This is a genomic window from Lactobacillus sp. W8093, from assembly GCF_016100925.1.
In the GTDB taxonomy this organism is placed as follows: Bacteria; Bacillota; Bacilli; order Lactobacillales; family Lactobacillaceae; genus Lactobacillus; species Lactobacillus helsingborgensis.
Map to the genome: position 1 here is coordinate 129680 of NZ_JACFRL010000005.1, position 12911 is coordinate 142590.

The window sequence follows — 12911 nt, forward strand, 5'->3', positions numbered from 1 at the left end:
GATCGTTTTAACTACGGTCTTTTTTCTTTTAACGTTTAGTTTAGCGTATAATAATAACAGTAAACCAGAAAAGAAGAGGAATAATTGTGAAAGCAAATTTAACGCCAATGATGGAGCAATATCATGAAATCAAAAAGCAGTATCCCGATGCTTTTCTTTTTTATCGTGTCGGAGATTTTTATGAATTATTCGAAGATGATGCGGTAAAGGGCGCACAAATTCTGGAGTTGACTTTAACTCACCGTTCAAATAAAGCTGAAAATCCTGTTCCCATGGCTGGGGTGCCTCACGTGGCAGTTCAATCTTATGTCGACACGTTGGTTGAGAAGGGATACAAAGTTGCTTTATGTGAGCAGCTTGAAGACCCGAAAAAAGCAAAAGGCATGGTTAAACGTGGCATCATTCAATTAGTTACTCCGGGAACCTTGATGAATGACAAGCCTAGTGAAGCTAAGGAGTCCAATTATTTAACTTCAGTTGTTTCCACCAAGAGCTGTTTTGGTCTTGCATATAGCGATTTATCAACTGGTGAAATTTACGCCACGCATTTAAAGAGTTTTGCTGCCGTGTCTAACGAACTGCTTTCACTACGTACGCGGGAAGTGGTTTTTAATGGTCATTTGAATGAACGCGACAGCGACTTCCTGCATAAAGCCAATATTACAGTGTCAGAGCCAGTCGAATTAACTGGGAAACATGCAGAAATTTCTTTTGCTGAACAAAACTTAACTAATTCTGCTGAAAAATCTGCTGTTAAACAATTAGTGGGTTACTTATTGCAAACACAGCGGCGCAGTCTGGCTCACCTTCAAGCTGCTCAAAGCTATGAAGTTAGTCAGTACTTGCAAATGTCTCATACTGTGCGGGATAACTTGGAGTTAACAGCTTCTGCTAAAACAGGCAAGAAAATGGGTTCACTGTTTTGGGTGCTTGATAAAACGCATACGGCTATGGGTGGACGCCTGCTCAAGCAGTGGCTGGCAAGGCCGTTATTATCGGTTGCCAAGTTAGGTCAACGGCAAGAGATGGTGCAAGCTTTACTTGATGAATACTTTACTCGTGAAAATATTGTTGATGCGTTAAAAGGTGTATATGACTTAGAGCGTTTAACAGGTAGAATTGCTTTCGGCAGTGTTAATGCCAGAGAATTATTACAACTAGCACATTCTCTTGCTGCAGTTCCTCCAATATTAGCAGCAATGCAAAAAGCAGATAATAAAAACCTGCAAAATTTTGCTCAAGAAATTGATCCCCTAAGAGGAGTTGCCAAATTAATTACGTCCACTATTGTTGATCAACCACCCGTTTTAACCACTGAAGGCGGGCTGATAAAAAGTGGTGTTGATAGTCAATTAGACCGTTATCGGGATGCAATGAATAACGGCAAAAAATGGCTGACAGAAATGGAGCAGGAAGAAAGAGCGAAAACGGGTATTGATAACCTTAAAGTAGGTTATAACAAGGTTTTTGGCTACTATATTCAAGTAACCAATTCAAATAAGAATAAAGTGCCCCTTGACCGGTACCAGCGTAAGCAAACTTTAACTAATGCAGAACGATATATTACCCCAGAACTTAAAGAACATGAAAATCTTATTTTGGAAGCACAAACTAAGTCAACAGATTTGGAATATGAATTGTTTGTGAAATTGCGTGACGAGGTTAAAAAATATATTCCTGCTTTACAAAAATTGGGTGGGCAGATTGCTGCACTTGATGTTTTTTGTTCTTTTGCACAAGTGGCTGAAGAAAATAATTATTGCAGACCAGGATTTCATACTGATAACCAGGATGTGAAAGTGGTCGCAGGCCGTCACCCGGTTGTTGAACAAGTAATGAAGGATGGATCATATATTCCAAACGATGTCAAACTGACGGAAGACACTGACATTTTTCTAATTACTGGACCTAACATGTCGGGTAAGAGTACATATATGCGGCAAATGGCACTTATTGCCGTTATGGCGCAAATTGGGTCTTTTGTGCCCGCCGATAGTGCAGATTTGCCTATTTTTGATCAAATATTTACCCGTATAGGTGCAGCTGATGATTTGATCTCAGGTCAAAGCACGTTTATGGTCGAAATGACTGAAGCAAATGATGCCTTACAGCACGCTACTAAGCGTAGTCTGGTTTTATTTGATGAAATTGGACGTGGAACTGCAACTTATGATGGCATGGCTCTAGCTGGTGCAATTGTCCAGTATCTCCATGATGAAGTTGGTGCTAAAGTACTATTTGCCACTCACTTCCATGAATTAACCGCGATGGAGCATACCTTATCACATCTAAAGAATATCCATGTAGGTGCAACTGAAGAAAATGGCAAATTGATTTTCTTGCATAAAATTCTACCTGGACCAGCTGATCAAAGTTATGGTATTCATGTAGCCCAACTAGCTGGTTTACCTAAAAAAGTGTTGCGCAAGGCAACTAAATTGCTTAAGAGACTTGAAGCACAAGGCAGTAGTTTAGGTCCTGCTTCTACTCAGTTAGATTTATTCAGTAATGAGCCTGAAGAATCGTCGGCAAGCGAATCTGAATTAGAAGCTGAAAATGAATTAACTGCTAAAGAGAAGGATATTCTAGATGAAATTTCCAATCTTTATCTAGCAGACCAAACGCCACTGCAAGTGATGCAATTAGTTGAAAATTGGCAAGAAGATTTAAAGGATGAAAACTAGTCATGGCACAAATACATGAGCTATCAGTTAATCTGGCCAATCAGATTGCTGCTGGAGAAGTAATCGAAAGGCCAGCAAGCGTAGTCAAAGAATTGGTCGAAAATGCAATTGATGCGGGCAGTGATAGAATCAGAATAGATTTTATTGATGCCGGTTTAAAACAGATCGTAGTTCAAGATAACGGATCTGGTATTCCCAGTGATCAAATTGACCTAGCTTTTACTAGGCACGCGACCAGTAAGATTAAAAATGAACACGATTTATTTAACGTCAGTACCTTGGGATTTCGGGGAGAAGCTTTGGCGTCAATTGCTGCTGTCAGCCATGTTGAAATTTTAACCAACGCAACCGGCAAAGTTGGCACGCGTGCCCAATTTTCAGCGGGGATTAAAAAAGGGCAAGAGGAAGCCGCAGCAGTACAGGGTACACAAATAACAGTCAAAGATTTATTCTATAACACGCCTGCACGGTTAAAATATTTACGTAGTCCGCGCACTGAAATTATGAAAATTGTTGATATAGTAAACCGCATAGCTTTAGGTTATCCAGATATTGCCTTTACCTTGATGAATGAAGGAAAGTTGTTACTTAGAACCGCTGGTAACAATAATTTACGCCAGACGGTTTCCAGCGTTTATGGCCGCAAAGTTGCCGAAGAAATGCTGGAATTTAAAAGCAGTGATAATGATTTTGAAGTTAGTGGATTAATTTCCAAGCCTGAATTGACTAGAGCAACCCGTAATTTTATATCTATTTTGTTAAATGGGCGTTATATTAAAAATTTTAGATTATCTAGTGCAGTGATGGATGGCTATGGCAATAAACTTTCTGATAAACATTATCCCTTTGCCGTTGTGAGAATTAAGACGGATCCGCTTTTAGTAGATGTGAATGTTCACCCGACAAAACGAGAAGTCCGTCTTTCCAAAGAAACTGAATTAAGTCGTTTAATCAATAATGCAATCAGTACAGCGCTTTTAATTAACGAAAATGAAGCTGATGCTGTCAATAATTTGACCGCCTCTAAAACAGAGACTTTGGTTGATCAACTCAAATTTAATTTAAATAAGAATGTAGTAGAAACTAAGAGAACCCCTGAAGTCGATGAGATTCGGGAAAATGAGCCGGATAAGATTAAGAACATCAAGCACGCGCGCTATGTAGATCTAAACATTCCACGAGATGATGATCGTTACTTAATTACTTCTACTTGGACTGACAATGTTAAAAAGCAGTGTCAATTAACACCTTTTAGTAGTAATAATTCGACTGCCGCCGTTATTTCAGCTGGCGATGAACTTTTAGCAAGTACATTGCCGGAATTAACCTTTGTTGGTCAGACAGCTACATATATTATTGCGGCAAATGCTGGTGATTTGTACTTAGTTGATCAAGTGACAGCGAGAAGATTACTCGCTTTTAAAAAAATCATGCGTGATCTGGCCAGCCCCCAAATTAATCAACAGGGATTATTAACTCCCTTAATTTTAGAATTTGGGAATCTGGATTATTTACAAATAAAAAACAAGATGGCAGATATTCAAAAAATTGGTATCTACTTGGAAGAATTTGGGCAAGATACCTTTATTTTACGGTCTTATCCTACTTGGCTTGGTCGAGATGTTGAACAGTCTGTGCGCCGCATTTTAGATTCTTTTATTAATGTTGATCAGGGCAGTAATGCTAGTTTGATTAAAAGAATTGCAGCGCAAGAGGCACAGAAAAAAATAGCTGGTCGCCAAAAATTAACAACTGCTGACTGCGGCGAAATTTTAACCAGTTTAAGAGAAATTAGTGATCCGTATCATGATGCTCAAGGAAACTTGGTAATTGTGCGTTTGAAACAGAATGATATACGTAAAATGTTTAAAAGGAATGAATAGTTAATGTACGAGTATTTAGATGGCACGATTGCCTTTATTAGACCAAATTACATCGTGGTTGATGTAACAGGTATTGGTTATAAAGTATTTAGTCCTACGCCTTTTGCTTATGAAGAAGGACAAAAAGCACGTGTATTTATTGAACAAATTGTGCGGGATACAGGGATTACTCTTTATGGCTTTCAATCGGCAGATGATAAAGAATTATTTTTAAAATTGTTGAGCGTGAGTGGGATTGGTCCCAAATCTGCCTTGGCAATTATGGCGGCCGAAAATAGTAATTCACTCGCCGAAGCAATTGAAAAGGGCGAGGTTAAGTATTTAACTCATTTTCCGGGTGTAGGCAAAAAAACTGCCTCTCAAATCGTCTTGGATTTAAAAGGTAAGTTGGGAGATTTTGTTAAAAAGGCTAATTCAACTGTTTTGCCAGAAGTATCACCGGAATTAAACGATGCTTTATTGGCTTTACTGGCGTTAGGTTATACTAAAAAAGAAGTTGACCGTATTACACCGGCTTTAGTTAAAGAAGATAAAACCACTGCGGATCAATATATTAAAAAAGGTTTGGCTCTACTGTTGAAGAAGTAAATTTTGTTATATTATAATTAAGGTTTTAAAGGGAAGTGAGATTGGTGGCAGAAGATAAAAACGCAATAGTTTCTGGAAAAGTTCAGGGCTCAGAAGATGAGCAGGCTGATTTTTCTTTGCGTCCGCAGACTTTAACTGAATACTTGGGCCAAAAACGAGTGAAACAAGAGATGGCGGTATATATTAAGGCGGCAAAGAAAAGAGACGAAGCTCTTGACCATGTCTTGTTATATGGGCCCCCCGGTTTAGGTAAGACTACTTTAGCTTTTGTTATTGCTAATGAACTGGGTGTAAATTTAAAAAGTACTAGCGGCCCCGCTATTGAAAAGGCTGGTGACTTAGTAGCCTTACTAACTGATCTTGATCCCGGTGACATTTTATTTATTGATGAAATTCATCGGCTAGCCAAACCCATCGAAGAAGTGCTCTATTCTGCTATGGAAGACTACTATGTTGATATTGTGATCGGTGAAGGACAAACTACCCATGCCGTCCACGTACCGCTGCCACCGTTTACTTTAGTTGGCGCTACTACTTTAGCCGGCCAGTTGTCAGCACCATTAAGAGGACGCTTTGGGATTGTTGAGCATTTACAATATTACACTGTTGCAGAACTGGAAAAGATTATTTCCCGCTCCAGCAAAGTTTTTAATATTGAAATTGAGCAAAAGGCAGCACATGAATTAGCCAGAAGATCACGTGGTACTCCCAGAGTAGCAAACCGTTTATTAAGAAGGGTCAGAGACTTTGCCCAAGTTAAAGGTGAAAAGGTTATTTCGTTTGCTACTACTGCTGATTCTTTGAAGCAATTACAAGTTGACGATGAAGGCCTAAATCAAACGGATCGTAAAATTTTACGCGTGATTATTGAAAATTATCATGGTGGTCCCGTGGGCATCAGAACTTTAGCAGCTAATGCAGGTGAAGATGTAGAAACCATTCAGTCTCTTTACGAACCTTATTTAATGCAAAACGGGTTTTTGTTAATGACACCTAGGGGTAGAATGGCGACAGAGAAGGCCTACATTCATCTGGGATTGCCTTTGCCAGACAAATAATGCAATTATGCGTTATTTTTTGTATAATGAATAATTAGGAATTAAAATTAATTGAGGAGTGTAAAAGTGAATACATTATTTTTAGCTAATGCTAATGCTGGTGGCGGAAATTTGATGATGATAGTATTTATAGTTGCTATCTTTGCCGTAACATATTTCTTCATGATTAAGCCACAAAAAAAGCAGCAACAAAAGAAAATGGAAATGATGAACCAATTAAAAAAGGGTGACAATGTGGTCTTAATTGATGGCTTGCACGGTAAAATTGATTCTGTTAATACAAAAGACAAAACAGTAGTGGTTGATGCTGACGGAATTTATTTGACGTTCAGCAGGATGGCTATTCAGCAAATTTTGCCAAGTAGCCCAGCTTCAGCCGAAACTAATTCCGCAACTCCAGCCGATACTAAAGCTGAAGATCAAGCAGAAAGTGAACCTGAAAAAGAACCAGATTCAGAGCAAAAGCCTGAATCTCCTGCAGACAAACCTACAGAAGAAAAACCAGCTAGTCAATCTTCAGATGCTGCTGATGATCAAGAAAAATAACAAAGAATTGTGTCCTTAAAGGGGCACTTTTTTATTGGCTTATTTTGTTAATAAGCGTTTATTATTGCGCAAAGTATCAGTTTTTTAAAAAAATAGTATAAAATGATACTAGCACATATAGGTATCAGAAAGGATTTTCTCATGAAAAATATTCCAGTTATTATGATTATCTTTGGTGGTAGTGGAGATTTAGCACATAGAAAACTTTATCCTGCGTTATTTAATTTGTATGAGCAAGGTTTAATTCACGATAATTTTGCGGTAATTGCTACTGCACGCAGGCCCTGGTCGCACGAATATTTGCGAGGACAAGTGAGTGATGCGGTTCACGAAACTCACAGTGAAGTTAATGAAAACAATTTAGCTGAGTTTGCCAGTCATTTTTACTATCAATCTCATGATGTGACAAATGTAGAACATTATGAAACTTTGAAAAATTTAGCTCAGGAACTGGACGATCGCTATAGTTCACAAGGTAATCGAATCTTTTATATGGCAATGGCTCCTAGATTTTTTGGTACAATTGCCGAACATATTAACGACCAACACCTAACCAGCTCCGGCTTTAACCGAATTGTTGTTGAAAAACCTTTTGGTCGTGATCTTACAAGCGCAGAAGAATTAAATAAGCAAATAACAGCATCATTTGCTGAGGATGATATTTTTAGAATTGATCATTATTTGGGTAAAGAAATGGTGCAAAATATCTTGCCGTTACGCTTGACCAATCCATTGATTAAGAATATTTGGAATAACGAAAATATTAAAAACGTCCAAGTCACTCTAGCTGAAAGGCTGGGTGTTGAAGCTCGTGGGGGTTACTATGAGACTTCAGGGGCTTTGCGTGACATGGTTCAGAATCATATTTTTCAAATAATTACATTACTAGCTATGCCAGAACCCAAAGATTTGACTTCAAGAAGTATTCATGAAGCAAAGCAGGAACTATTAAGCAGCTTGGTAATACCTTCTGAAAAAGAAATTGCCGCTCATTTTGTCAGGGGCCAATACTTAGGTAGTGATGTTACTTTTGGCTATCGCCAAGAACCAAATGTAGCAGAAGACTCACAAACAGAAACTTTTGTCGCTGGAGAAGTAAAGTTTAAAAAGGGTCCATTAGCAGGAACACCAATCTACTTTAGAACTGGTAAAGAAATGAGGGAGAAGAAAAATAGAATTGACATTGTGTTAAAGCATAAATCTAATCAATATGGCAGAGCTCATTCTAATAACATTACAATTATTATTGACCCGCAGATGCAAATTTTTATCACTATTAATGGTAAAAAAATCAATGAAAGTGGCATTAGACGGGAAAATCTGAGCTATCTTTTTTCGCAAGAAGAACAAAATCAGGTACCGGATGGCTATGAGCGTTTGTTACATGATGTCTTTATCAATGATTCCACCAATTTCACCCACTGGAGTGAACTAAAGAATTACTGGCACTTTATTGACCAGATTGAAGAAGCGTGGCAAAAGGAAAATGAACAAGGTCATGAGCCTGAGCAATATTTGCCATATAGGATGGGACCTAAAGCAGCAAATAAAATTTTTGAAACACCGACTGAGCGCTGGATTTATGACTAATTTTGATGATGGCCTGCTACCACAAAATGACACGCACAGAAAGATCATTCACCTTGATATGGATGCTTTTTATGCTTCTGTTGAAACTCGCGATCATCCTGAACTCAAAAATAAGGCACTAGTAATTGGGCAAGATCCGCGTGACTATCACGGTCATGGCGTTGTGGCAACAGCAAACTATATTGCGCGTCAATATGGTGTCCATTCAGCAATGCCGTCAATTAAGGCACTTAGACTGATACCCAAAAACAAGTTGGTCTTCATGAGTCCCGACTTTACCAAATACCATAAGGTTTCAACGGAAATACACCAGTTAATGCACGAAATTACAGATAAGGTGCAATCTATCGCGCTTGATGAAGCATATTTAGATGTCACTGAAAATAAGCAGGGTCTTTCTTCCGCGCTTCAAATCGCAATTAATTTACAAACCAAGATTAAACAAGAGGTAGGCTTGAACTGTTCTTTCGGTGTAACTTACAATAAATTTCTCGCAAAGATGGGTTCTGAATACTCCAAACCTTTTGGTCGCACCATTATTTTGCCTGACGAAGCGCAAGAATTTTTGGCTAGGCAAAAAATTGCCCGTTTTCATGGTATTGGTCCCAAGACGCAAGCCAAATTAGCAGAGATGGGTATCTATACAGGACGCGGCTTGCAAAAAATACATGTTCGTGATTTAATTAAACATTTCAACCGTATGGGCTATTTGATGGCTGAACATGCAAACGGTATCGACTTGTCACGGGTAATACCAGACGATGAGCGCAACCGTAAATCAATTGGCATTGAACGTTCTTATGAACCCAGTGTCTATAATGAGCAGACTGCACTTACTAATTTGCGCAATTATGTTAATGATTTAGCGGATAAACTAAGCGAGCGCAATTTTTATGCTAATACGATTGTTTTAAAAATTAGAAATAGTGAGTTTAAAACTCTTACTAAAAGACGTAAACTTGAACACGCTACGAATAATCCTTTGGAAATTTATGATGCTGCTAAAGATTTGTTTGACCCAATATCAAGCTCCTTTTTAAACGACGGTATTAGGCTTCTAGGAGTAACGGCTACCGATTTTTCTGAAGCAGATTATGAAAATATGGATTTAAATCTATTTACTAAATGAGCTATTTTATTGTTAAACTAAATATTATATTTGCTAAATAAAGGAGTATAGATATGAGCACTTTTGACCAAATTTATCAAAAAATCACACAATATGACACCATCATTCTACACAGACATACTAGCCCTGATCCAGATGCTTTGGGCTCACAGGCGGGACTGGCTCGTTCTTTAAAATTGCAGTTTCCGACTAAGCGAATTTTATGTGCCGGTGAAAATGATGAAGGCGATCTTGATTGGATTAATAAAATGGACCAGGTCACTGCTGAGGATTATCAAGGCGCCCTTGTGATTACCACTGATACCGGGAATACAGCTAGAATTTCAAATAAAATGTATAGTAAGGGTGCTTTTTTGATTAAAATTGATCATCACCCGGATGTTGAACCGTATGCGGATATGAGTTATGTTGACGATCAAGCGCCTGCCGCCTCACAAATTATTGCCGATTTTATTATTAGTGAAAAAATGCCGTTAACAAAAGAAGTAGCCTACCCGCTTTATGCCGGCATAGTTGGTGATACCGGTAGGTTTATGTACCCGGAAACATCAGAGCATACTTTTAAAATTGCAGCTAAATTGGCAGCTACTGGTATCAATATCAATGAAATTGCACGTAATATTAGTGATGTTACTTTTGAACAGGCAAAATTGCAGGCAATCGTTTTGGATTATATGAAAGTTGATCCTAGCGGTGCTGCTTATGCAGTTCTAACACAAAAAACTTTGCATGAATTAGGGGTTGACTCTGATCAGGCTTCCTGCACAGTTTCTACTCCAGGGCGGATAAAAGACATTATCGCCTGGAACGTATTTGTAGAAAAGCCTGATGGTACTTTTAGAGTCCACTACAGGTCAAAAGGTCCCGTAATTAATGAACTGGCTGCTAAACATGATGGCGGCGGGCATGCTTTAGCAAGTGGTGCTAATGCTAAAGACATGGCTGAAGTTAAGCAAATTTTTGCCGAATTAGTTCAAGTAACCAAGGAATACCAAGAGGAACATGAATAATATTTTTGAAAACGAACAGTTAAATCCAGCAATTAGGCAAGGCTTAAAAAAGATCAATTTTGTTAAACCGACAGAAGTTCAGGAAAAAGTAATTCCCGTATTATTGGCACACAGAAATGTGGTGGTACAGGCAGTCACTGGATCTGGTAAAACTCACGCTTTTTTGCTTCCGGTAATGAACGAAATTGACACAAACTTGCAATATCCTCAGGCAATTCTAACAACACCTAGCCGTGAACTTGCGCAGCAATTGTATCAAGTGACCAGGCAGTTGCGGGATGCAGCAGGATTGAATATTTCTGTTGCGCATTTAGCTGGCGGAACTGACCGTGAAAGGCAGATAGAAAAAATTAACCGCCGCAAACCTCAACTCATTATTGCTACTCCAGGACGTCTGCATGATTTTGTCGAAAAAAAGGTTTTACCGTTAGATTATGTTAAAAATTTTGTCATTGATGAAGCTGATATGACGCTGGACATGGGATTTTTAAGCGACATTGATTTTATCGCTCAGCGTCTAATGCGGGATTGTGTCCTAGCAGCTTTTTCTGCCACTATTCCAGTGAAACTTGCTAATTTTTTACGCAAATATATGGCTAAACCGGAGACAATTATCATTGATAACCCTGCTGTTATTTCTCCCACTGTCAAAAACGATTTAATTGATATTGGCGCTAAAAAACGCGAGAAAGTACTTTACCAAGTTTTAACTCTCGGTCAGCCATATTTAGCATTGATTTTTGCTAATACGAAACAAACAGTAGACGAATTGGCTGCTTTTCTGACTAATCAAGGGCTTAAAATAGCTAAAATACACGGCGGGATAACTGAACGTGAACGGAAAAGGACTTTGCGCGAGGTTGAAGCGGGGCAATATCAATACGTTGTGGCAACTGATCTCGCAGCTCGCGGTTTAGATATTAAGGGCGTTAGTTTGGTTGTCAATTATGAAATTCCACGTGAACTAGAATTTGTCGTCCATCGTATTGGCAGGACTGGTCGGAATGGGATGAGTGGTCACGCAATTACTTTAATTCGCGATGAAGAAATGGATCGCATTCTGAAATTGGAACGAATGGGTATTCAATTTGATTTTGTTGAAGTTAAAAATGGTGCTCTGGTAGCACGAAAGCACTACCATAGTCGTAACTCTAGGCAATCAGCTGCCCACAGTTTAGATAATAAAATGAGGGGCATGGTTAATAAAGCGAAAAAGAAGCGCAAACCTGGTTATAAGAAAAAGATTAAACGTGCTATTCAGCAAGATAAAGCCCAGAAAAATAAAATTGAACAGCGCAATAAGATTCGCAAGGCAAAAAGGCAAAGAAAAAGACGTCGTGAAGATCAATCTTAATAAAAAAGACTAAATAAAAAATTAGTTGCACTTTTAAAACTAATAAATCAGTGTTTATTAATCTGGTTTATTAGTTTTTTGATTGCTTTTTTATAAAACGACTTTATTTGCAGAATTCAGAAACTTTTAAAAATTAAATCATTTTTTTACCAGAAACTATTGCGTGTAACCGTCATCATTGATATATTTATAATACCATAAGTAGAAGTGAGGAAGGATATGAGACTAACAAAAGCTGAAGAAGTATTGGTGACGGGATTGTCGAAGTACAGTGTAAACAAATACACTGTAACAAACTTCTGTAAAGAACTAAAAATTAATCGTGTAGCTTTCTACAAAAAATACCGCAATATTTGTGATTTGTTTACTTCGGTTTTAGCTATACAAACTAGAAGGACCCTGCGCGTTATTGGTAGTGAAAATATGGATCGCATGTTTTATAGAATGCTGGCTAAAATCCAGGAGAACAAGATTTTTTACGCCAATTTAAATCGTATTGCACAAGATCCAGCAGAATTTTGTCGCGTCTTAAGTAAAGAATATGCCTATGCGATTGAAATGTATATGAGACCGCGGGGCGCATTTTCGGTTCGAAAAGTCGAAATGGTGGCAAACGGTGTTTATGCCATAATTTTTAATTGGGTACTAAATGAGTGTAAGGCTGATATCAGAGATATTTACCAGAGCGTTCATTTGCTGCTCTACCATATAGAAAAAAACGTAAAAAAGCAGTCGTAACTATATTTTTTGTAAGAATGTTAGAAATAACATTCTTTTTTTACAAAAAAGACTTGCAAAAGGGAGAAATAATTGCTAGTATTAATAACTGTCGTCGGGCAATGAGCCACAAGGCAAGAGGAGCCAAGGGGCGACAAAAAATCGAGCAAAACCAGTTGACAAAAACCAACAGGTTTAGTAAGATAATAAACGCTGTCAGGTAAGGCAGCGAAAGCAAGTCAGAAAAAAGTGCTTGACAAAAGCAGTTGAATCTGGCAAAATGAAAAAGCTGTTTTAAAGAAGACAGCAGGTAGTACCTTGAAAACTGAACAATGTTTTCGCAAAAATGTGC

11 protein-coding genes are annotated in these 12911 nt (G+C 38.2%); all 11 read left to right on the forward strand.

Annotated features, from left to right (window positions below):
- Positions 1-107: 107 nt before the first annotated feature.
- The 11 genes from mutS to H3T47_RS05010 all read left to right on the forward strand — a co-directional run bounded on the left by mutS (position 108) and on the right by H3T47_RS05010 (position 12783).
- Entirely contained in the window at positions 108-2684 is a 2577-nt protein-coding gene (mutS, locus tag H3T47_RS04960) for a DNA mismatch repair protein MutS (protein ID WP_199282739.1), read from the forward strand.
- Positions 2685-2686: 2 nt separating this feature from the next.
- Positions 2687-4567 carry a DNA mismatch repair endonuclease MutL gene (gene mutL / locus H3T47_RS04965; RefSeq protein WP_199282728.1) on the forward strand — a complete coding sequence of 627 codons (1881 nt, stop codon included), beginning with the start codon at positions 2687-2689 and terminating at the stop codon, positions 4565-4567.
- A gap of 3 nt (positions 4568-4570) precedes the next feature.
- The gene (ruvA, locus tag H3T47_RS04970) at positions 4571-5155 is read left to right on the forward strand and encodes a Holliday junction branch migration protein RuvA (RefSeq protein WP_199282729.1); all 585 of its coding nucleotides are present in this window, start codon (positions 4571-4573) and stop codon (positions 5153-5155) included.
- 35 nt (positions 5156-5190) lie between these two features.
- Positions 5191-6213, forward strand: coding sequence for a Holliday junction branch migration DNA helicase RuvB (gene ruvB / locus H3T47_RS04975; RefSeq protein WP_370567572.1), 1023 nt, complete (start codon positions 5191-5193; stop codon positions 6211-6213).
- A gap of 66 nt (positions 6214-6279) precedes the next feature.
- Positions 6280-6759 carry a preprotein translocase subunit YajC gene (gene yajC, locus H3T47_RS04980; protein ID WP_370567573.1) on the forward strand — a complete coding sequence of 160 codons (480 nt, stop codon included), beginning with the start codon at positions 6280-6282 and terminating at the stop codon, positions 6757-6759.
- 141 nt (positions 6760-6900) lie between these two features.
- The gene (zwf, locus tag H3T47_RS04985) at positions 6901-8349 is read left to right on the forward strand and encodes a glucose-6-phosphate dehydrogenase (RefSeq protein ID WP_199282731.1); all 1449 of its coding nucleotides are present in this window, start codon (positions 6901-6903) and stop codon (positions 8347-8349) included.
- Positions 8342-9478 (forward strand): DNA polymerase IV, encoded by a 1137-nt coding sequence (dinB, locus tag H3T47_RS04990; RefSeq protein ID WP_233335846.1) that lies wholly within the window; start codon positions 8342-8344, stop codon positions 9476-9478. The genes zwf and dinB overlap by 8 nt, the downstream gene beginning before the upstream one ends.
- Positions 9479-9531: 53 nt before the next feature.
- The gene (locus H3T47_RS04995) at positions 9532-10488 is read left to right on the forward strand and encodes a bifunctional oligoribonuclease/PAP phosphatase NrnA (RefSeq protein ID WP_199282733.1); all 957 of its coding nucleotides are present in this window, start codon (positions 9532-9534) and stop codon (positions 10486-10488) included.
- Positions 10481-11842 (forward strand): DEAD/DEAH box helicase, encoded by a 1362-nt coding sequence (locus tag H3T47_RS05000; RefSeq protein WP_199282734.1) that lies wholly within the window; start codon positions 10481-10483, stop codon positions 11840-11842. The genes H3T47_RS04995 and H3T47_RS05000 overlap by 8 nt, the downstream gene beginning before the upstream one ends.
- 219 nt (positions 11843-12061) lie before the next feature.
- Positions 12062-12580, forward strand: a complete 519-nt coding sequence (locus tag H3T47_RS05005) for a TetR family transcriptional regulator C-terminal domain-containing protein (RefSeq protein WP_199282735.1) — start codon at positions 12062-12064, stop codon at positions 12578-12580.
- A gap of 17 nt (positions 12581-12597) precedes the next feature.
- Entirely contained in the window at positions 12598-12783 is a 186-nt protein-coding gene (locus tag H3T47_RS05010) for a hypothetical protein (protein WP_199282736.1), read from the forward strand.
- Positions 12784-12911: the final 128 nt, after the last annotated feature.